This window comes from Pectobacterium artocarpous (assembly GCF_046159765.1).
Lineage (GTDB): Bacteria > Pseudomonadota > Gammaproteobacteria > Enterobacterales > Enterobacteriaceae > Pectobacterium.
On sequence record NZ_JBJXVK010000009.1, the window covers coordinates 109875 to 130702 of the forward strand.

Genomic DNA, 20828 nt, shown 5'->3' on the forward strand with positions numbered 1-20828 from the left:
GAAGTAACAACGAAACTGTGAACCATGTCAGAAATGCCAACAAACAAGATTTTCTTCTATACTTAAGATTTTCTAACTCACGAAACATGACTGATAATGAAACTCCCACCTTTACATGCACTTATGTGTTTTGAGTCTGTGGCAAGAAACATGAGTATGAAAGCGGCAGCCGAAGAGTTATGTGTGACGTCAAGCGCTGTCAGCCAGCAGATTGCAAAACTGGAAAGTATGACTAACATCAGGTTGTTCATTCGCAGCACTCGCCGTCTTGAACTGACAACCGAGGCGCGCATCTATCTGCAGGCAATACGGCCCGCTTTTCGCCAGATAGCAGAAGCAACACAACGCTTAATGAATGAGGGAAATGCAAACAAAGTAGCGGTCAGTTGCACAAGTGGGTTTGCCGTTCAATGGTTGTTGCCACGGTTGCCTGCATTTGAAAAAGCTAACCCGGGCGTGGAGGTGCAAATCAGTACAACCAACAGGCGGGTTGATTTTCTATCTGAAGGGATTGATTTCGCTATTCGGCACGGTGCTGGTCATTACCTTGGAATGGAGTCTGAGTGCCTGGTGAATGACAGGCTTCTCCCAATCTGTAGTCCCCGATTGATTGCACCGGAAAACGAACTTTCATCACCGATTGATATGACAGGATACACGCTGCTGCATGATGAGCATCGACTTGACTGGGCCGTCTGGTTTCGGGCGCAGGGTATTGCCGATGCAAATACTGACATCGGTCCCGTTTTTGTTGATTCCAATGGTGTGATTGAGGCAGCTATCGCAGGTAAAGGTATCGCGCTTGTTCGCCATGCTCTTGTGCGCGAAGAATTGGAAAGAGGCTTGCTGATTAACCCGCTGGGAATAGCGGTTGATTCACCGATTGCGTACTATCTGGTGTATGATGAGTCCGCTATATTGCAGAAGATAAGTCGCCGGTTTCGCGACTGGATAACACTTATAGCAGCAGCAGACGGAAATGAATATTCAGCAAGACATAGATAATATAGGAAAAAGAAGTTTATTCCGGTTCAGTCACTTATTGTGTATTTCGGTAGCTCCGCAAATATCTCCGGCAGAAATGCACCTATCAAGCACGAAAGTGATTTAAATATATCCTCATAATAATGCTACGTCCGCATTTTGCTGTGAGTTCAACGGGTCGATGCAACGCTATCCTTACACAAGGGGGATATTGCCATGAAACGAAGAACGCGCATTTACTACACGCCAGAACAGAATGCGATTATCTGGGACAGATATAAGCAAGGTGACTCCCTGCATGATATCGCCAGAATGTTCGATAGATATCATTCTTCTATTATGCCCACTACCCACCAGACTGGTGGGTATCGTCCTCCTGTCCGAAAGCGGCACTGGTTAGCGCTTTCGCTCGATGAAAGAGAGGAAATATCCAGAGAGCTGGTAGCAAAAATTAGCATCAGGGAGATCGCAAACAAATTATCGAGAGCCGCCTCAACTATTCGTCGAGAGATCAAAAGGCATGGAGGTGAAAAACAATACCGTGCTGCAAAAGCGGATAAGGACGCGTGGGACCGTGCCCTGAGACCAAAACCTTGCAAGCTAATTGGATGCCCCGCATTGTGTAAACTCATTGCAGAGAAGATGCATCAGGACTGGTCGCCGGAACAAATCGCCGGTTGGCTTAAAGGCTGTTATTCAGATAATCAGGAAATGCATGTGTCACACGAAACGATTTATAAAACGCTTTTTATACAAACTTGGGGAGCATGAAAAAAGAACTACAGCAATGCCTCAGAAGCGGAAGAGCAGTGCGTAAATCCAGAACATCATCGCTTAAAGGGAAAAGAATTAGGTTCAATTCCAGATGCGATACCCATCAGCGAAAGACCACCTGAAGTTGTAGACAGAGCCATACCCGGCCACTGGGAGACCTGATTCAGGGGCCAAAAAACGCCTATATTGTTACCCTTGTGGAACGCCATTCCCACTTTGTTATGCTGGGGGCTTTGTTGAATAGATCGAACTTTTGCTCAATCGCAGGATCAGATCACGCATCATCCTGACAACACAGGCAGTCCCGTGGCAAAGCAGAAGTTCAGAATCACCAACTCGAGCTCTTACAGCAAAGCCCTCGTCGGGATAACGCTTACCGCTCATGGGCACCTCATTTTTAAGCCATTCTAAATGACTTTGAGGTGTCTGTTGAACCCGTAGCGATTCAGAGGTCAATGATCCTGAACGCCCGAATGCCTCTGATTACCGTGATGTAATGGATGATGCAATTGGGTGGATGAGGGATGAGTCAGAACATGTTGTGTTGTTGTTAAATACTACCCGTCAGTTTATGGCGGGAATTCATCAACTCGCTGCTTAAAATTAAAAATAGAAAACATACTTTCGATGTCATGCCGATCAGTTAAAAGCAACAGACGGTTTCTCTCTATAGTATGCCCCATCCGTCTGTTGACGGATGGGGCTCGGCCAACATTGAGTATAAGAATAAATAGCAAATGGGTCGTTACCACTATACTAGGACATCTCCCATGACAGCTTAACCCTCCGCTAGCCGCCGATAACGTTCAAAACGATCTTTGGCATCCTGCTCAGTTTGTTCAAACAAGCTGTCTGCTAAGGTTGGATGCTGTCGTTTTAGTGATGCGTAGCGCACTTCTCCCATTAGGAACGCTTGGAAATCTTCTTCCGGCTCGTCCGAATCGAGCACAAACGGGTTTTTACCGTTACCTTGTCGTTGTGGATCAAAGCGATACAAATGCCAATAGCCAGCGTCCACCGCGCGTTTTGCCTCGCGCTGGCTGCATCCCATGCCAACGCTCAGCCCGTGGTTGATACAGGCTGCATAGGCGATGATCAGCGATGGACCCGGCCAGGCTTCCGCCTCGGCAATAGCGCGCAGCGTTTGTGCCTTGTCCGCTCCCATGGCAATCTGCGCCACATAAACGTTGCTGTAGCTCATGGCCATCATGCCGAGATCTTTCTTGCGCGTGCGTTTCCCTTCTGCGGCAAATTTGGCGATAGCCGCTACCGGCGTGGATTTAGACGATTGGCCACCCGTGTTAGAGTACACCTCAGTATCGAATACCAGCACATTGATATCCTCCCCTGAGGCCAGCACATGATCTAACCCGCCATAGCCAATATCATAGGCCCAGCCGTCACCACCGAAGATCCACTGCGACGGTTTAGGCAGATAGTCACGGTTCTGGTAGATGCGCGTCAGTAACGGTGAGGTGGTGTGCTCCTGCTCCAGCAGGGCGATAACCGTGTCAGCCCGCCCGCGCGTACCGTCCCCGCGTTCTTTGTGCTCCAGCCAATCGGTGAGCGCAGTATGCAATGCTGGCGTGATAGGAAGCGCAAGTGAGGTTTGAATATCGCTTGCCAACTGCGCACGTACCGCTCGGCTGCCGAGTAACATCCCCAAACCGAATTCGGCGTTGTCTTCAAACAATGAGTTGGCCCAGGCCGGACCTTGACCCTTATGGTTGGTGGTGTAAGGGATTGACGGTGCGCTTGCGCCCCAGATCGACGAGCAGCCTGTCGCATTAGCTACCAGCATGCGATCGCCAAACAGTTGCGTCAGCAAGCGCGCATACGGCGTCTCTCCGCAACCGGCGCAGGCCCCGGAAAACTCCAGCAGCGGCGTTTCAAACTGGCTGCCTTTTACCGTCGTTTTGCTAAACGGATTGGCCTTGGGCGAGAGCGTCAGCACATGTTCCCACAATCCAACCTGATGCTGTTGGCTTTCCAGCGGCTGCATGGTGAGCGATTTACCGCGCGATGGGCAGATATCCACGCAGTTACCGCAGCCGGAGCAATCCAACGGCGATACGGACAGATGGTACTCCATGATTTTGGCCCCTTGCGCCGGGGTGCTCAGCAAGGAAACCGGGGCTGCTGCGCGCTCCTCTTCATTCAACAACGCCGGACGGATAGCCGCATGCGGGCAGATAAAAGCGCACTGGTTACACTGGGTACACCCTTCCGGCTGCCAGACGGGAACCTGAATGGCGATGCCGCGTTTCTCATAGGCCGCCGTACCGGGTGGGAAGGTGCCATCTTCCATGCCGATAAAGGCGCTGACGGGCAACGTATCACCTTCCTGGCGGTTCATCGGCTCCAGAATCTGACGGATAAAATCGGGTACGGCGTGAGTGGGAGGGCGAGTGTCATCGGGGAGCGTGGCCCACACCGCGGGGATAGCCACTTCCACCAACGCCTGCATGCCCTGATCGATCGCGGCGTGGTTCATCTCCACCACCTTCGGACCTTTACTGCCATAGGATTTTACTACCGCGCTTTTTAAATAGTCGGCGGCGGTTTCTGGGGGAATAATGTTGGTGAGCTTGAAGAAGGCAGCCTGCATAATCATGTTAAAGCGCCCGCCCAGGCCGAGACGCTGAGCAATCTGCACTGCATTAAGGGTGTAGCAGCGAATGTGGTTCTGGGCCAGATAGCGCTTCATGGCTGTGGGCAACTTTAGCGCCAACTCATCCGGCGTCCAGGTGCAGTTCAGCAGGAAAGTCCCACCCGGTTTCAATCCGGCCAGCAGGTCATATTTTTCAACGTAACTTTGTTGCGAACAGGCAATAAAATCCGCGTGATGAATAAGATAGGGCGAGGTGATCGGGCTTTGCCCAAACCGCAAGTGAGAGACGGTGATCCCGCCCGACTTCTTCGAGTCATAGGAGAAATAGGCCTGCGCATAAAGCGGCGTTTTATCGCCGATAATCTTGATGGCGCTTTTGTTGGCGCCAACCGTGCCGTCCGATCCCAGCCCCCAGAATTTACAAGCGGTGGTGCCGACGCGCGCTACATTGAGCGCTGCGCTGGCCTGCGGCAGTGAGGTGTGGGTGACATCATCGGTGATGCCGACAGTAAAGCCATCCTGCGGCAGTGGGCGGGTAAGATTCTCAAAGACAGACACGATGTGCGTTGGCAGAATATCTTTGCCGCCCAATCCGTAACGGCCACCGACGATCAATGGCGGCTGAGCGTGACGGTAATAGGCATTTTTCACATCCAGACACAGCGGTTCCGTTTGTGCGCCAGGTTCCTTGGTGCGATCCAGCACGGCAATACGCTGTACCGAATCCGGGATCTGCGCAAAGAAGTGCGACAGCGAGAACGGGCGGTACAAATGCACCGTCAGCAGTCCCACTTTCTCGCCACGCTGATTGAGATAATCCACCGTTTCCTGAATGGTTTCGCACACCGACCCCATGGCAACGATCATCCGTTCAGCATCGGGCGCGCCGTAGTAATTAAACAGGTGATATTCACGTCCGGTAAGTCGGGTGATGTCTGCCATGTAACGTTCCACCATGGCAGGCAGCGCGTCGTAAAAACGGTTGGCGGATTCGCGTTCCTGAAAGTAGATATCCGGGTTTTGCGCCGTGCCACGCACCACCGGGTGATCGGGGTTCAAGGCATTGCGGCGAAAACGGTTGAGCGCGTCGCGGTCCAGCAGCGGTTCCAACTCATCGTACTCTAACATTTCAATCTTCTGGATCTCATGGGAAGTACGGAAGCCGTCAAAGAAATTGATGAAGGGTACGCGTCCTTTGATGGCGGTAAGATGCGCTACTGCAGACAGATCCATCACTTGCTGTACGCTGCTCTCTGCCAACATGGCACAGCCCGTTTGACGAACGGCCATCACATCCTGATGATCGCCAAAAATGTTGAGTGAGTTGGTTGCCAATGCGCGGGCGCTGACGTGAAACACACCCGGTAACAACTCGCCGGCGACCTTATACAGGTTCGGAATCATCAATAACAGCCCTTGTGAAGCGGTATAGGTGGTAGTGAGTGCTCCGGCTTGTAACGCACCGTGTACCGCACCTGCCGCTCCCGCTTCAGATTGCATCTCGATCAGGCGTACTGGCTGGCCGAACAGGTTTTTTTTACCCTGTGCGGCCCATTCGTCCACGTTTTCCGCCATCGGCGTGGAAGGGGTGATAGGGTAGATGGCCGCCACGTCGGTAAAGGCGTAAGAGATGTATGCAGCGGCGGCATTTCCATCCATCGTTTTCATTTTTCTGCTCATGCGGGCTTCCTCATTGGTGTGGCGCGGGTGTTTACGTGGCGGCTTAGCAGCAGGCGCGCCATCAATTCGCCGTTTCAGCGAGGCTTGAAGCACACCCTGTGCCATTTCCGTATGAAGATAAAAAGATGTTTTAATTTAATGTGTTGTGCATTCTTCTTTGCAATTTTCGTCGTGTGTAATGAAGGAAAATTGCATGAAATAAGACAGAAAGGGCCACATCCTGTCGTGCAGCCAACAAACTGTCGTGCTTGTCACTTAAAACAGCCTTGTCACTCCTCTTAGGTCGCGATTGTTCGTTTTACAACAATTGGTTTGCCCTTTGTCTTGTGTTTGTTTTCTCTCTGGCAGGGCTCATTCTTTCAAATTCAATATTTTCAATGCATTACCTGTTTTGGCATGGATGGTACGTTCCCTGCAACAGAGGGAGTTCAACACATTCGGCGTACCACACGCCTTCAACCCGAAACAGGAGAAGCAATCATGGCTTTGCGTCAATGTGCCATTTATGGCAAGGGGGGGATTGGCAAATCCACCACCACTCAGAATCTGGTCGCCGCACTGGCGGAAATGGGCAAGAAGGTCATGATCATCGGTTGTGACCCGAAAGCGGACTCCACGCGTTTGATCCTCCACGCGAAAGCGCAGAACACCATTATGGAAATGGCAGCAGAAGTGGGATCAGTTGAAGACCTCGAATTGGAAGACGTACTGCAAATCGGTTATGGCAATGTGCGCTGTGCTGAATCCGGTGGCCCGGAGCCTGGCGTGGGCTGTGCAGGGCGCGGAGTCATCACCGCCATTAACTTCCTGGAAGACGAAGGCGCTTATGAAGACGATCTCGACTTTGTGTTCTACGACGTGCTAGGCGACGTGGTATGTGGCGGTTTTGCCATGCCAATTCGTGAGAACAAAGCGCAGGAAATTTACATCGTTTGCTCTGGTGAAATGATGGCGATGTATGCCGCTAACAACATTTCCAAAGGGATCGTGAAATACGCCAAGACGGGTAAGGTGCGTTTGGGGGGATTGATTTGTAATTCGCGTAATACCGATCGTGAAGATGAGTTGATCATTGCATTGGCGGAAAAACTCGGCACCCAAATGATTCACTTTGTACCACGCGACAACATCGTACAACGTGCAGAAATTCGCCGTATGACGGTCATTGAGTACGACCCGAATTGTAATCAAGCGAATGAATATCGCACGCTGGCACAGAAGATTGTTAACAACACCATGAAAGTCATCCCAGTGCCTTGCACGATGGATGAACTGGAAGAACTGCTGATGGAGTTCGGCATCATGGAAGAGGAAGACACCAGCATCATCGGTAAAACCGCTGCCGAAGAGAATGCGGCCTGATCGCTCAACGGCGTCACCCCCCGTTTGTGGGGGCCCTGACGCAGAAGGAACAGTGAAATGACAAACGCAACCCGTGAACGCAATCAGGCAATTATCCAGGAAGTGCTGGAGGTTTTCCCTGAGAAAGCGCGAAAAGATCGTAAAAAACACATGATGGTCACCGACCCCGCGCAGGAGAGCGTGGGGAAATGTCTGGTATCTAACCGTAAATCGCAACCGGGGGTGATGACGGTACGCGGCTGCGCCTATGCCGGTTCCAAAGGCGTGGTGTTTGGCCCCATCAAGGATATGATCCATATCTCGCACGGCCCGATTGGCTGCGGTCAATATTCCCGTGCCGGACGCCGTAACTATTACACCGGGGTCAGCGGTGTGAACAGCTTCGGCACCCTGAACTTCACCTCGGATTTTCAGGAAAAGGACATCGTGTTTGGCGGTGACAAGAAACTCACCAAACTGATTGAAGAACTGGAAATGCTGTTCCCGTTAAGCAAAGGGATCTCAGTTCAATCGGAATGCCCGGTGGGGTTGATTGGTGATGACATCGAAGCCGTGGCGAATGCCAGCCGTAAAGCGATCGGTAAACCGGTGGTGCCGGTGCGCTGCGAAGGGTTCCGCGGCGTATCGCAATCTCTCGGTCACCACATTGCCAACGACGTGATCCGCGATTGGGTGCTGGATAACCGTGAAGGTAAACCCTTTGAGTCTACGCCTTATGACGTGGCGATTATTGGCGACTACAACATCGGTGGTGACGCCTGGGCATCGCGTATTCTGCTCGAAGAGATGGGATTGCGCGTGGTGGCGCAGTGGTCCGGTGATGGCACGTTGGTAGAGATGGAAAATACGCCCAACGTGAAATTGAATCTGGTGCACTGCTACCGTTCGATGAACTACATCTCGCGCCATATGGAAGAGAAGCACGGCATTCCCTGGATGGAATACAACTTCTTCGGCCCGACCAAGATCGCCGAATCGCTGCGCAAAATCGCCAGTCAATTTGATGACACCATCAAGCAGAACGCCGAAGCGGTGATTGACCGCTATCAGGCGCAAACGGATGCCATTATCGCCAAATACCGTCCGCGTCTGGAAGGTCGCCGGGTACTGCTGTATCTCGGGGGATTACGTCCACGTCACATCATCGGTGCTTATGAAGATCTCGGTATGGAGATTATTGGTACAGGGTATGAATTTGGCCATAACGACGACTACGACCGCACGCTGCCAGAACTGAAAGAAGGTACGTTGTTGTTTGATGATGCCAGCAGCTATGAGCTGGAAGCCTTCGTCAAGGCGCTGAAACCCGATTTGATCGGTTCCGGCATTAAGGAAAAGTACATCTTTCAAAAGATGGGGGTGCCTTTCCGCCAGATGCACTCCTGGGATTATTCCGGTCCGTACCACGGCTATGACGGTTTCGCCATTTTTGCCCGTGACATGGACATGACGCTGAATAACCCCAGTTGGCGTGAACTGACAGCTCCGTGGCTGAAATCGGCCTAACCCTTATCCTGATATCCCGTTTGTTCACCGATTTGTGGCGCGGGAGGAGTACACCATGAGTCAAACTGCTGAAAAAACCCATGCCTGCTTTCCGTTGTTTGAGCAGGATGAATACCAGATGCTGTTTCACAATAAACGCCCGATGGAAGAGGCGCATGATGAGCAGCGCGTGCGTGATGTCTTCGAGTGGACCACCACGCCGGAGTACCAGGAACTTAACTTTACGCGCGAAGCGCTGACCATTGATCCGGCGAAAGCCTGCCAGCCGTTGGGCTCGGTATTGTGCGCGCTGGGTTTTGCCAACACCTTGCCCTATGTGCACGGCTCTCAGGGGTGCGTTGCCTATTTCCGCACCTATTTTAACCGTCATTTCAAGGAGCCCGTCGCCTGTGTTTCTGACTCCATGACGGAAGATGCCGCTGTGTTTGGCGGGAATAACAACCTGAATGCCGGTTTGCAGAACGCCAGCGCACTCTACAAACCGGAGATGATCGCCGTTTCCACCACCTGTATGGCAGAAGTCATCGGCGATGACCTGCAAGCGTTTATCGCCAATGCCAAGAAGGACGGGTTTGTTGATGCGCAAATGCCGATCCCCTATGCCCACACGCCGAGCTTTATCGGCAGCCATATCACCGGCTGGGACAATATGTTTGAAGGGTTTGCCCGCACGTTTACCAGCGATGAAGGTAAGAACTATCAGCCCGGTAGTCTGGCGCGCCTGAATCTGGTGACCGGATTTGAAACCTATCTGGGCAACTACCGAGTATTGAAACGCATGATGGATCAGATGGGCGTGCCGTGCGCCATCCTGTCCGATCCGTCGGAGGTACTCGATACGCCAGCAGACGGTCACTACCGCATGTACGCCGGTGGCACCACCCAGCAAGAGATGAGCGAGGCACCGAATGCCATTGACACCTTGCTGCTGCAGCCGTGGCATCTCACGAAAACCAAGAAAATAGTGCAAGACAACTGGAACCAACCGGCGACCGATATTCCCGTCCCAATTGGGCTGGATGCAACGGACAAGCTGCTGATGACGGTAAGCGAACTGACAGGCATTCCGATCGGTGATGCGCTGACGCTGGAGCGCGGCAGACTGGTGGATATGATGCTGGATTCTCACACCTGGCTGCATGGCAAGCGCTTTGGCCTGTATGGTGATCCGGATTTTGTCATGGGTCTGACCCAATTCCTGTTGGAACTGGGCTGTGAACCCACCGTGATCCTGTGCCACAACGGCAACAAACGCTGGCAGAAAGCGATGAAAAAAATGCTGAGTGCTTCACCTTATGGGCAGGAGAGCGAAGTCTATATCAACTGTGACCTGTGGCATTTCCGCTCGTTAATGTTTACCAACAAGCCGGATTTCATGATTGGCAACTCCTACGGCAAATTCATTCAGCGCGATACGCTAGCGAAGGGCGAGCAGTTTGAAGTGCCATTGATTCGTCTGGGGTTCCCGATTTTTGATCGTCATCATCTGCATCGCCAAACCACGTGGGGGTACGAAGGGGCTATGTCGATTCTCACGCAGTTGGTGAATGCAGTATTGGAGAAACTCGATCGCGATACCATGAAACTCGGCAAAACCGATTACAACTTCGATCTTGTTCGTTGATCCTCTGGCCAGATAGGCCAGCTCATCGGCCCGGCACTGTCCGGGCCGTCACGTTGCCATTGAGGAGGCGTGTATGCCGATAGTGATTTTTCGTGAGTGCAACGCGCAGTTGTATTGCTATATCGCCAAACAGGATTTGGAGGCGAGGGTGGTCGGGATAGAGTTTGACAGTCAGGATTCTTGGGGAGGAGAGGTCGCGCTGGAGGGAGGAAAACGCTACTACGTGGACCCACAAAAGGAAAAACCGCAGTTTCCTGTTAGCCTGCGGGCCTCGCGCCTCGGTCTGGCATGAATGAGGAGGAGAATATGTCTGATGATGATCACCTGTTCTGGCGGCTGTTTGCGCTGATGCATTGCTTGCCAGAGCTTTCCTCGCCACAGTTATTACGCTGGATTGCGCAAGAAGATGAAGCCTCAATCGATTTGGCCTATTTGTCTTCACTCGATCAGCAGCAACTGATGGCACGCTTTCCTGGCGATCGTGCCGTGATGACACGTGGTCGTTGGCAACGGGTCATGGGATGTCTGCGTGGCGACATGCCTGCGCATCTCGCAGTGATGTCGCCGCCGGGGCGTGAAGCACAGTTGCTGGCGGCGTTTTCGTCACAGGATGGCATTACCATTAACGGCCATTTTGGTCAGTGTCGTCTGTTTTTTATCTATGCCTTTGACAATAATGGCTCCTGGCTGCACGGGTTGCGCCGTTATCCCAGCGATGTGGGAGCGCAGGAAAGTAATGACGTGCGTGCTCAACTGCTCGCGGGTTGCCACCTGCTGTTTTGTGAAGCGATCGGCGGCCCGGCGGCGGCGCGGATTATTCGTCACAGCATTCATCCGATGAAGGTGCCACCCGGCACCAACATATCTTCACAGCGTGACGCTTTACAAACGTTGATGGCCGATCGCCTGCCGCCCTGGTTGGCAAAACGGCTTGAGAAAGATAATCCGCTTGAGGCACGTGTGCTTTAGCGGGAAACTTTTCTGCTATCTGCACATTTCATTCTTCTTTCCCGTGCAAGCGGGGATTTTCCTCGGGCTAAATGCATTGTCCCTTGTCGTCTACCGGTTTTCGCCGAGGGCGACAAGGATCTCCCTATCAGAACGTTACCGTTTGTGATGTTGAGCATGACCCTCTACTCTCCAATTCCTGTCTTGTTTCCGCCATTGTCGCGTTTGTTGCAAAACGAATAATCCTATTATGATGAAATAAAAGAATTTATTCATGGCCCGCGAATTGCAGTAGCGTCATAAGGTCAACCGACTCGACGAGGGCAAAATGAACGGGAATGAAATACTGGCGCTGCTTGATGAGCCCGCCTGTGAGCACAACCACAAACAAAAAACGGGGTGTAGCGCGCCGAAACCCGGTGCCACAGCGGGAGGCTGCGCTTTTGATGGCGCACAGATTACGCTACTGCCACTGGCGGATGTCGCTCATCTGGTGCATGGCCCTATCGGGTGCGCCGGCAGTTCCTGGGATAACCGTGGCAGTCAGAGTTCCGGGCCAAGATTGAATCGACTGGGGTTTACCACCGATCTCAATGAACAAGATGTGATTATGGGGCGTGGTGAACGGCGGCTGTTCCATGCTGTTCGCCATATTGTGGAGCGTTACGATCCCACCGCTGTATTTATTTACAACACCTGTGTGCCGGCGATGGAAGGTGATGACATTGAAGCGGTCTGTCGTGCCGCCGCTGTAGCGGTTGGTGTGCCGGTGATCGCGGTAGATGCTGCGGGTTTTTACGGCAGTAAAAATTTTGGCAATCGCTTGGCCGGTGATGTGATGCTCAAGCAGGTGATTGGCACTCGTGAACCGGCCCCCTGGCCGGAAAACAGTCCGATTCCTGTCGCACATCGCCACGATATTGGATTGATTGGTGAATTCAATATCGCGGGTGAATTCTGGCATGTGCATCCGTTGCTGGACGAATTGGGTATTCGTGTGTTGGGTAACTTATCCGGCGATGGGCGCTTTGCCGAAATTCAGACTCTGCACCGTACACAAGCCAATATGCTGGTGTGCTCCCGTGCGCTGATCAATGTGGCACGTGGTCTGGAACAACGTTACGGCACACCGTGGTTTGAAGGCAGTTTTTACGGTGTGCGTGCCATGTCTGATGCATTGCGCCAGCTTGCCGCATTATTGCAAGACGACGCTCTGATACAGCGTACTGAAGCGCTGATCGCACGAGAAGAAGCCATAACGGAAAAGGCGTTAGCCCCCTATCGTGCCCGACTTAAAGGCCGTAAGGCGTTGCTCTATACCGGTGGCGTGAAATCCTGGTCAGTGGTTTCGGCACTGCAAGATCTCGGCATAACGGTAGTTGCCACTGGCACACGCAAGTCCACACAGGAAGATAAAGCACGTATTCGTGAACTGATGGGCGATGATGCCGTGATGCTTGATGAGGGAAATGCACGCACGCTGTTGGATGTTGCCTACCGCTACGGTGCGGACATGATGATTGCCGGAGGGCGCAATATGTACACCGCTTATAAGGCTCGTATGCCGTTTCTCGATATCAATCAGGAACGAGAGCACGCTTATGCGGGATACCGTGGCATCGTCACGTTGGCTGAGCAAATTTGTCTTACGCTGGAAAGTCCTATCTGGCCGCAGACGCACCAACCAGCCCTCTGGCGCTAAGGAGTACAAAATGGCTGACGTTATCCGCAGTAAAAAGCCCCTTGCCACCGGCCCGATTAAGAGTGGTCAACCACTTGGGGCCATTCTTGCTAGCCAAGGGCTAGAACAAAGTATTCCTCTGGTACATGGTGCGCAGGGGTGTAGCGCTTTTGCCAAGGTTTTCTTTATCCAACATTTTCATGATCCGATTCCGCTGCAATCGACAGCAATGGACCCAACGACCACGGTGATGGGTTCGGATGGCAACATTTTAACGGCGCTTAGCACGTTGTGCCAGCGTAATGCGCCAAAGGCGATTGTGTTAATCAGCACTGGGTTATCTGAGGCACAGGGAAGCGATCTTACTCGCGCGGTACGTGAATTCCGTACCGCACATCCCCGCTTTAAATCTACCGCATTACTTACGGTGAATACGCCAGACTTCTATGGTTCGTTGGAAAATGGATTCAGTGCTGTCGTGGAAAGTATCATTGAGCAATGGATGCCGGAAAAACCGCCAGCAGGAGTGCGAAACCGACGTGTCAACGTGTTGCTCAGCCATCTGGTCAATCCCGGTGAAGTGGAACTATTACGCAGTTACGTTGAGGCATTCGGCCTGCAAGCGGTGATCGTGCCCGATCTGTCGCAGTCACTGGATGGACACCTTGCCTGCGGAGATTACCAGTCGGTAACGCAAGGTGGGACAACGCTGCGCGCCATCGAGCAGATGGGGCAGAATTTGAGTACTATCACCGTAGGGCAGTCACTCCAACGTGCTGCGGGTTTAATCGCACAGCGTAGTCGTGGTCGCGCGCTAACGGTGCCACATATGATGACGATGATGACCGTGGATGCGGTTATTCATCATTTGCAACAGATCTCTGGACGTGAGGTTCCCACCTGGATTGAACGTCAGCGTGGCCAGTTGCAGGATGCGATGATTGATTGTCACATGGCACTACAGGGCAGGAAAATCGCGCTGGCAGCGGAAGGGGATTTGTTGGCAGCATGGAGTGATTTTGCGCTGAGCCACGGTATGCAACCGGGGCCGATTGTGGCCCCTGTCAGCCAACCTGGATTGCTTAATTTGCCAGTTGCACAGGTGTTTATTGGCGATCTTGAGGATATGCAGGATATGTTGGTGAAGTGCCCTGCGGACATGCTGGTAGCAAATTCACATGCAGCGGATTTGGCAGAACAATTTGGTATTCCACTGATCCGTGCGGGTTTCCCCGTGTTTGACCGCTTGGGAGAATTTCGCAAGGTGCGGCAGGGCTATGCTGGCATACGGGATACGTTGTTTGACGTGGCGAACCTGATGCTGGAACATCATCATCCCGTATCTGCCTATCACTCGCCTTTACGTCAGCAATTTCGCTCCGCACGGCGTTCGGAGGTGGGGAATGCAACTTACTAGCCGTCATCTCAGCACCATTAGCTCGGCCGTATGGTCGATGCAGGTTGCTTTTGCCAGTTCGGATTACCACCATGTGGATCAGCATTTTGGTGCCACACCGCGGCTGGTGGTCTATGGTGTGAAACAAGATCAGGTCCGGTTGCTGAAGGTCGTGGATTTCAATGTTCAGCTTGGCCATCGGGAGGATAAACTGACTAGTCGTATCAACGCGCTTGAAGAGTGTGTGACGCTCTACTGTGTCGCCATTGGCGATACGGTATTTCGCCAACTGTTGCAGGTAGGGGTTCGTGCTGTACGAGTTCCGCCGGAAACGTCTATTGCACAGCTTTTGCAGCAGATACAGCAGTGTTGGGCTGACAACGAACAAAGCTCTCGTCGACGTCAGCGCGATCCAAACCGCTTTGAGTACTTACTGGCGGAAAGGGAATGGCAGGATGAAGACGATGCGTACTGAACGCTGACGAGATCGTCGCTTGTGCGACAAAGCCGACATAAATCGCGACATTGGTCGCGGTTTTTTTTTGCCTGTAAAAATATATCTAATTGATTGTAAGTGTTTTTATGTGAATGGTATCGCATTTGCTAGATCTCTGTGAACCCGTCCATGTCATGCGTGTGCGAGGAAGAAGACTCGTGAGTCCTTTCCCCGTCACCCTAGGGAGCAGAGAGCATGTGGAACTATTCCGAGAAAGTGAAAGACCATTTTTTTAACCCGCGCAATGCCCACGTAGTGGAGCAGGCGAATGCGATCGGCGATGTAGGATCGCTAAGCTGTGGTGATGCCCTTCGGCTGATGCTACGAGTGGACCCTGTAACAGAAACCATTTTGGAGGCTGGATTCCAAACCTTTGGTTGCGGTAGCGCGATTGCCTCCTCATCAGCACTCACCGAGCTGATTATCGGTCGAACCTTGCAGGAAGCAGAGCAAGTGACCAACCAGCAGATTGCGGATTATCTCGACGGTTTACCGCCGGAGAAAATGCACTGTTCCGTCATGGGGCAAGAAGCCTTGCGTGCCGCGATAGCCCAATACCGTGGTGAAACACTGGAAGACGATCATGAAGACGGTGCGCTTATCTGCAAATGCTTTGCCGTGGATGAAGGCCAGATTCGACGTGCGGTGATGACCAACGGGCTGACCACGCTGCAAGAGGTGATTAATTACACCAAAGCAGGCGGCGGCTGCACAGCCTGCCATGAAAAAATTGAACTGACGCTGGAAGTGCTGCTGGCCGAGCGAGATACCAGGCTGGTAACGGCAGCCTCTACGGTGGTGGAGGTTAAAGATCCCTTGTGGCACCAGGTGGCGGATACCGTGGCGGGGTTACGCCCGCATATTCAGGCCGATGGCGGTGATATGAAGCTGCTTAGTGTCAATGGTCATCAGGTTACGGTCAGCCTTTCTGGAAATTGTAGCGGCTGCATGATGACAGATATGACGCTGGCCTGGCTGCAACAAAAGCTGGTAGAGCGCATTGGGCGCTATATGGAAGTGGTTGCGGCATAGGCCGTGTGAGCAGATTGCGTATTTAGCGAGGCCGCGAACATGAAAAACATCTATCTGGATAATAATGCCACGACCCGTCTCGACCCTATGGTGTTGGAAGCGATGATGCCTTTCCTGACGGAATACTATGGTAACCCCTCATCGATTCATGATTTTGGCACCCCCTGTCGTCGGGCACTGGAGCGAGCACGACAGCAGGTCGCTAACCTGCTCGGTGCGTGTCATGACAGTGAAATCATATTTACTTCTTGTGCGACGGAGGCCACTTCCACAGCAATTCACTCAGCTATCGCGCTCGATGCTATGCGGCGTGAAATTATTACCACGGCGGTGGAACACCCAGCGACGCTGGAGGTGTGTGAACATCTGGAACGACAGGGCTATATCATCCATCGTCTGGGCGTGTCAGCGCAAGGTGAGCTGGATATGGCACAGTACCGTGCGTTATTAAGTGAGCGTGTCGCGCTGGTGACGGTCATGTGGGCGAATAATGAAACCGGCGTATTGTTTCCGGTGCGTGAAATGGCAGAACTGGCCCATGAGCACGGTGTACTGTTTCATTGTGATGCGGTTCAGGCGGTCGGGAAAATCCCGATCACGCTCTCCAACTGTGAGATCGATATGCTCTCCTGTTCTGCGCACAAGATTCACGGGCCGAAAGGTGTGGGCTGTCTTTATCTGAAACGATCTACTCGGTTCCGCCCGCTGTTGCGTGGTGGACATCAGGAACGTGGTCGTCGTGCGGGCACGGAGAATATTGCCGGAATTGTCGGTATGGGGAGCGCCTGCGAGCTAGCGGAAGTGCATATGCCCATGATGGGGTCAGTCATCGCACCATTGCGCGAGCGTTTGCAGCAAGGGTTACTTCAGGCAATCCCGAGCGTCATGGTGATGGGCGGGGAACAACCGCGTACTCCTAACACGCTCAATATTGCTTTTGAATTTATTGAAGGCGAAGCTATTCTGCTGCTGCTCAACCACGCTGGGATCGCGGCTTCCAGCGGTAGTGCCTGCACATCGGGTTCGTTGGAACCCTCCCATGTGATGAGAGCCATGGGCATTCCCTACACCGCTGCCCACGGCAGCATTCGATTCTCATTGTCGCGTTTTACCCGCGAAAAGGAAATTGATCGGGTGATCACCACCTTGCCTCCCATCATTGAACGGTTACGCACACTTTCACCATATTGGCAGCAGGGAAAAGCGCAGGCAACGGCGGGTGATTTTTCACCGACCTACGGTTAGCACAGGGGATAAACGATGGAGGATATGGTTCTCAACGGTACCGTCATCATTAACGACACCACATTGCGTGATGGTGAGCAAAGTCCCGGCGTAGCGTTTCGCGCCAGTGAAAAGCTGGCCATTGCCGAGGCGCTAGTTGAGGCAGGTGTGAAAGAACTGGAGGTCGGTACACCCGCGATGGGGGGCGATGAGCGAGCCAGAATATCAGTGATCCGTCGCCGTTTGCCGGAAACCGTGATGATGACCTGGTGCCGGATGAATGCACAGGAAATTCAGCAAAGTGCTGATTTAGGAATGAACTGGGTGGATATTTCTATTCCGGCTTCCGAACGGTTACGGCAGCAGAAGTTGCGCCAACCGCTTGATGCTTTGCTGCCGCAGCTTTCCCTATTGATCGCGCAGGCACGTCGGCAGGGGATGCGCGTCTGTGTTGGGTGTGAGGATGCCTCGCGTGCCAGCGATGACACGTTGTCCACTCTCGCGCAGGCGGCGCAGTCAGCTGGTGCAGAGCGGTTACGCTTTGCCGATACGCTGGGTGTGCTCGATCCTTTTACTACGTTTATCCGCATCAGTGCCTTGCGGCAAGTCTGGGCTGGGCAAATTGAAATACATGCTCACAACGATTTGGGGATGGCAACGGCAAACACGCTGGCGGCAGTGAAAGCGGGGGCCACTCATGTGAATACCACGGTGTTAGGGCTTGGCGAACGTGCGGGTAATGCATCACTGGAAACCGTGGCATTGATATTGGAACGTTGTTTAGGGTACGACAGTGGCATCCATTTTTCTCTGTTGCCTGCGCTGTGCCAACGGGTTGCAAATGCCGCACAACGTAACATCGACAAACAGCAACCTCTGGTAGGAGAACAGGTCTTTACCCATGAATCAGGTGTTCACGTTGCGGCGTTGTTACAGGACCGTGGCAGCTATCAGGCGATTGACCCCTCGCTGCTAGGACGTGAATATCAACTGGTGTTGGGTAAGCATTCTGGGCGGCAAGCCGTGGAGGGTATTTTTGCTCGTCTGGGATACCAGTTGGATGTCGCGCAGACGGCGGCATTGTTAAGGCGTATTCGCGAATTTGCCGAAATCTGGAAACGTAATCCGCTGGATTATGAATTGCTGGAGATGTTTCAGTCGCTGTGCGATAGCACGTTACTATCGGGGAGACGAGATGATGGAATGGTTCTACCAACTGCCCGGCGTTGAAACACTGGACAGCGCCGAAGAATTTTTTACTTTTTTCTCCGTGCCTTATGAAACACAGGAACTTCAGGCGTGTAGCCTGACTGTGCTCAGTGAGTTCCATCGACGTCTGCGTGCCGCGGTACCGCTGCGCAATACGTTGGAGATAGCACCGGATGCAGACTGGTTGTTAGCACGACGTCTGCTGACTGAGAGTTACCAGAGCAAAAGACCGGGAGCACGACCATGATGACGCGTTTCGAATTTGGTGACGCCGTGCGCGTGGTGCGTCCACTCCGCAATGATGGCACGGTGGCGGGGCTAAAACGTGGTGAACTGCTGGTGCGGCGCGGCAGCATCGGTTATGTACGCGAGTGGGGAACCTTTTTACAAGACCAATTGATCTATCAGGTTCATTTTCTTGATACCGACAGGATTATTGGTTGTCGGGCGCAGGAACTCATCGCGGCAGAGGCGCCCTGGCATCGCGGTGAGTTCCAGTACGGTGACCGGGTGGTTTGTATAAAAGCATTAACGATAAATGGCGAGTTGGTCGTATATCCCGGTCAACAGGGGCAAATTCAAGCTACTGATCAGGGCGAACGTGGGGAGTGCTATACCGTGATGTTTGATGAACGCTGGTTTCAGGTGTCTTTCAGTGCGCTAGAATTGTGCGAGGAGGTGTACTGATGTTGCCCTGGCAGCGCTTCAGCCAGTGGCAACTGGCACACAAGTTGTGGGATATGTCGCCGGAAGCATTATCCTCTGAGCGCCAATGTGTGTTGGAGCAGCAGCTTGCATCGCAGTGGCAACTGGAGCAAGCTGTGGTAGATGCCGCGTTGCAACATCAGCCGGTTCTTTCTGAGGCATTGACTCTGGCTGTGGCCGATTCGCTAGAGGCCGATCTCGGCGAATTGAGGCTATCTGAGGCCGATCGTCAGTCGGTAATTGTCCATCATACTCTGATGGAATGGCAGATGGAGCAAGTGTCAGCGTTGGTCTCCGAACCAACACTCGCAGAGGTGAATGACTGGTATCAGCGCCATGCCGATCGTTTTTGTCGCCCAGAGCAGCGTTTAGCTCGGCACCTGCTGTTGACCGTTGATGGGGGCGAAGAGAAAATAGTTAAAGCGCAAATTCTGACACTGTGGGACAAACTAACGTGTGGAGGGGAAACTTTTGCCGCGCTGGCAGAACGCTACTCTCAGTGTCCGACCGCGATGCAGGGCGGCGAGTTAGGGTGGGTCAGCCGTGGCTTACTGTTTGCACCACTGGAACTGACACTGTTTTCGCTGCCGTCGGGGGCGTTGAGCGAACCTGTAGCGACCGATTTGGGCTGGCATTTGTTGCTATGCGAAGCCGTTCGGTCAGAAACACCACTAACACGGGAAGAGGCTTTGCCGAAGGTGTTTCAGCACCTGTTGCACCAGCGGAAAAAACAGCAGCAGCGAGCGTGGCTGCGCAGGTTGATGTGTGCTTAACGCTTAAAAAAGACGCATTCGTGAAGAGGAATGCGCCTTGTTATCTATGCCACTATCAAGCAGCCAATGTCGCTTTTATCTGTTCAAGCCAGTTGTCCAGTCGCTCATCCGTCAGATCATACTGATTATCTTGATCCAAAGCTAAACCGACAAAGCGATCGTTGATGAGCGCTGCGGAGGTATTGAAATCATAACCTTCATTTGGCCAGGCACCGACAACGCGAGCACCATGTGCAGTCACGGCGTCATACAACGCTTTCATGCCGCTGACAAAATTATCCGGGTAGCCGACCTGATCGCCCAAACCGAACAGCGCAACGGTTTTATCCGCCAGTGCAGCACCGGATAAGCTGTCGATAAATTCCTGCCAGGATTCACTTTCACAGCCTGCATCCATACCTGGTAGCTGTCCCTGACCTAGGGTCGGGGTGCCTAACAGCAGTACCGGATAGGAGAGAAAACTATCCAATGTGGTACGGTTAATATTGACGGGTTCATCTGCCGCACCTCCCAGTTTTTTATGAATTAACTTGGCGATCTTGCGGGTTTTTCCCGTATCAGTGCCAAAAAAAATACCAATGCTCGCCATAACATGCTCCTGACTGACAAGTGAGAGTAAAAAAGAGCGCCGCCCGAAGGCAATGAGTATCTGCATGACTTCTTGTGTCAATCAAAGTGCGAAGATCATGCCAGATTTTTGCTTTTCCTAATTGGCGATAATTTGCACAATTATGGCGCGGTACTGCACTATCAGTGATCGCTTTTGGGCTGGTCAGGCTCACGAATACGACGGGTTTACGTTGAATAAGCGCCGCTAGCACAC

17 protein-coding genes and 2 pseudogenes are annotated in these 20828 nt (G+C 52.7%); 17 read left to right on the top strand and 2 right to left on the bottom strand.

The window, feature by feature from the left end:
* Window positions 1-96: 96 nt before the first annotated feature.
* From gcvA to ACKQAD_RS08060, 3 genes and pseudogenes are all read left to right on the top strand, one after another.
* On the top strand, window positions 97-1005 hold the full coding sequence (gcvA, locus tag ACKQAD_RS08050; protein WP_409159678.1) for a transcriptional regulator GcvA: 909 nt from the start codon (window positions 97-99) through the stop codon (window positions 1003-1005).
* Window positions 1006-1200: 195 nt separating this feature from the next.
* Window positions 1201-2024: pseudogene (locus tag ACKQAD_RS08055) on the top strand (IS30 family transposase); the annotation flags it as partial.
* A pseudogene (locus tag ACKQAD_RS08060) lies at window positions 1999-2121 on the top strand (hypothetical protein); the annotation flags it as partial. The pseudogenes ACKQAD_RS08055 and ACKQAD_RS08060, both read left to right, overlap by 26 nt.
* Window positions 2122-2536: 415 nt before the next feature.
* Here ACKQAD_RS08060 and nifJ read toward each other — a convergent pair.
* Complete coding sequence (gene nifJ, locus ACKQAD_RS08065; protein ID WP_409159679.1) at window positions 2537-6049, bottom strand: pyruvate:ferredoxin (flavodoxin) oxidoreductase; 3513 nt, start codon at window positions 6047-6049, stop codon at window positions 2537-2539.
* Between the two features lie 396 nt (window positions 6050-6445).
* Between nifJ and nifH the strand changes: the two genes are divergently transcribed.
* The 14 genes from nifH to nifM all read left to right on the top strand — a co-directional run bounded on the left by nifH (window position 6446) and on the right by nifM (window position 20005).
* A complete protein-coding gene (gene nifH / locus ACKQAD_RS08070) occupies window positions 6446-7411 on the top strand; it encodes a nitrogenase iron protein (RefSeq protein ID WP_409159680.1) in 966 nt (321 codons plus the stop codon).
* A gap of 57 nt (window positions 7412-7468) precedes the next feature.
* The gene (gene nifD / locus ACKQAD_RS08075; protein WP_409159681.1) at window positions 7469-8917 is read left to right on the top strand and encodes a nitrogenase molybdenum-iron protein alpha chain; all 1449 of its coding nucleotides are present in this window, start codon (window positions 7469-7471) and stop codon (window positions 8915-8917) included.
* Between the two features lie 55 nt (window positions 8918-8972).
* A complete protein-coding gene (nifK, locus tag ACKQAD_RS08080) occupies window positions 8973-10541 on the top strand; it encodes a nitrogenase molybdenum-iron protein subunit beta (protein ID WP_409159682.1) in 1569 nt (522 codons plus the stop codon).
* Window positions 10542-10614: 73 nt separating this feature from the next.
* Complete coding sequence (gene nifT / locus ACKQAD_RS08085) at window positions 10615-10833, top strand: putative nitrogen fixation protein NifT (RefSeq protein ID WP_409159683.1); 219 nt, start codon at window positions 10615-10617, stop codon at window positions 10831-10833.
* Between the two features lie 14 nt (window positions 10834-10847).
* Window positions 10848-11510 carry a NifB/NifX family molybdenum-iron cluster-binding protein gene (locus tag ACKQAD_RS08090; protein ID WP_409159684.1) on the top strand — a complete coding sequence of 221 codons (663 nt, stop codon included), beginning with the start codon at window positions 10848-10850 and terminating at the stop codon, window positions 11508-11510.
* Between the two features lie 307 nt (window positions 11511-11817).
* Window positions 11818-13191 carry a nitrogenase iron-molybdenum cofactor biosynthesis protein NifE gene (nifE, locus tag ACKQAD_RS08095; RefSeq protein ID WP_409159685.1) on the top strand — a complete coding sequence of 458 codons (1374 nt, stop codon included), beginning with the start codon at window positions 11818-11820 and terminating at the stop codon, window positions 13189-13191.
* 10 nt (window positions 13192-13201) lie between these two features.
* Window positions 13202-14587 (top strand): nitrogenase iron-molybdenum cofactor biosynthesis protein NifN, encoded by a 1386-nt coding sequence (nifN, locus tag ACKQAD_RS08100; protein ID WP_409159686.1) that lies wholly within the window; start codon window positions 13202-13204, stop codon window positions 14585-14587.
* Window positions 14574-15041, top strand: coding sequence for a NifB/NifX family molybdenum-iron cluster-binding protein (locus ACKQAD_RS08105; RefSeq protein WP_409159687.1), 468 nt, complete (start codon window positions 14574-14576; stop codon window positions 15039-15041). The genes nifN and ACKQAD_RS08105 overlap by 14 nt, the downstream gene beginning before the upstream one ends.
* A gap of 216 nt (window positions 15042-15257) precedes the next feature.
* Window positions 15258-16094: a Fe-S cluster assembly protein NifU gene (nifU, locus tag ACKQAD_RS08110; protein WP_409159688.1), complete on the top strand. Its 837-nt coding sequence runs from the start codon at window positions 15258-15260 to the stop codon at window positions 16092-16094.
* A 39-nt stretch (window positions 16095-16133) separates the two neighbouring features.
* The gene (gene nifS / locus ACKQAD_RS08115) at window positions 16134-17339 is read left to right on the top strand and encodes a cysteine desulfurase NifS (protein WP_409159689.1); all 1206 of its coding nucleotides are present in this window, start codon (window positions 16134-16136) and stop codon (window positions 17337-17339) included.
* Window positions 17340-17354: 15 nt separating this feature from the next.
* A complete protein-coding gene (gene nifV, locus ACKQAD_RS08120) occupies window positions 17355-18548 on the top strand; it encodes a homocitrate synthase (protein ID WP_409159690.1) in 1194 nt (397 codons plus the stop codon).
* Window positions 18514-18774: a nitrogenase-stabilizing/protective protein NifW gene (locus ACKQAD_RS08125; RefSeq protein WP_409159691.1), complete on the top strand. Its 261-nt coding sequence runs from the start codon at window positions 18514-18516 to the stop codon at window positions 18772-18774. Before nifV ends, ACKQAD_RS08125 begins: the two co-directional genes overlap by 35 nt.
* Entirely contained in the window at window positions 18771-19214 is a 444-nt protein-coding gene (locus ACKQAD_RS08130; protein WP_409159692.1) for a nitrogen fixation protein NifZ, read from the top strand. The genes ACKQAD_RS08125 and ACKQAD_RS08130 overlap by 4 nt, the downstream gene beginning before the upstream one ends.
* Entirely contained in the window at window positions 19214-20005 is a 792-nt protein-coding gene (gene nifM / locus ACKQAD_RS08135; protein ID WP_409159693.1) for a nitrogen fixation protein NifM, read from the top strand. The genes ACKQAD_RS08130 and nifM overlap by 1 nt, the downstream gene beginning before the upstream one ends.
* A gap of 55 nt (window positions 20006-20060) precedes the next feature.
* Here the strand turns inward: nifM and ACKQAD_RS08140 are convergent, their stop codons facing one another.
* A complete protein-coding gene (locus ACKQAD_RS08140) occupies window positions 20061-20594 on the bottom strand; it encodes a flavodoxin (protein WP_409159694.1) in 534 nt (177 codons plus the stop codon).
* Between the last annotated feature and the right edge of the window lie 234 nt (window positions 20595-20828).

Excerpts from the sequence above, each read along its gene's own strand:
- nifJ (WP_409159679.1), bottom strand. The coding sequence starts at position 6,049 with ATGAGCAGAAAAATGAAAACGATGGATGGAAATGCCGCCGCTGCATAC.
- nifV (WP_409159690.1), top strand. The coding sequence starts at position 17,355 with ATGGAGGATATGGTTCTCAACGGTACCGTCATCATTAACGACACCACA.
- ACKQAD_RS08140 (WP_409159694.1), bottom strand. The coding sequence starts at position 20,594 with ATGGCGAGCATTGGTATTTTTTTTGGCACTGATACGGGAAAAACCCGC.
- nifU (WP_409159688.1), top strand. The coding sequence starts at position 15,258 with ATGTGGAACTATTCCGAGAAAGTGAAAGACCATTTTTTTAACCCGCGC.
- ACKQAD_RS08105 (WP_409159687.1), top strand. The coding sequence starts at position 14,574 with ATGCAACTTACTAGCCGTCATCTCAGCACCATTAGCTCGGCCGTATGG.
- ACKQAD_RS08090 (WP_409159684.1), top strand. The coding sequence starts at position 10,848 with ATGTCTGATGATGATCACCTGTTCTGGCGGCTGTTTGCGCTGATGCAT.
- nifS (WP_409159689.1), top strand. The coding sequence starts at position 16,134 with ATGAAAAACATCTATCTGGATAATAATGCCACGACCCGTCTCGACCCT.
- nifE (WP_409159685.1), top strand. The coding sequence starts at position 11,818 with ATGAACGGGAATGAAATACTGGCGCTGCTTGATGAGCCCGCCTGTGAG.
- gcvA (WP_409159678.1), top strand. The coding sequence starts at position 97 with ATGAAACTCCCACCTTTACATGCACTTATGTGTTTTGAGTCTGTGGCA.
- nifN (WP_409159686.1), top strand. The coding sequence starts at position 13,202 with ATGGCTGACGTTATCCGCAGTAAAAAGCCCCTTGCCACCGGCCCGATT.
- nifM (WP_409159693.1), top strand. The coding sequence starts at position 19,214 with ATGTTGCCCTGGCAGCGCTTCAGCCAGTGGCAACTGGCACACAAGTTG.
- ACKQAD_RS08130 (WP_409159692.1), top strand. The coding sequence starts at position 18,771 with ATGATGACGCGTTTCGAATTTGGTGACGCCGTGCGCGTGGTGCGTCCA.
- nifH (WP_409159680.1), top strand. The coding sequence starts at position 6,446 with ATGGATGGTACGTTCCCTGCAACAGAGGGAGTTCAACACATTCGGCGT.
- ACKQAD_RS08125 (WP_409159691.1), top strand. The coding sequence starts at position 18,514 with ATGATGGAATGGTTCTACCAACTGCCCGGCGTTGAAACACTGGACAGC.
- nifT (WP_409159683.1), top strand. The coding sequence starts at position 10,615 with ATGCCGATAGTGATTTTTCGTGAGTGCAACGCGCAGTTGTATTGCTAT.
- nifD (WP_409159681.1), top strand. The coding sequence starts at position 7,469 with ATGACAAACGCAACCCGTGAACGCAATCAGGCAATTATCCAGGAAGTG.
- nifK (WP_409159682.1), top strand. The coding sequence starts at position 8,973 with ATGAGTCAAACTGCTGAAAAAACCCATGCCTGCTTTCCGTTGTTTGAG.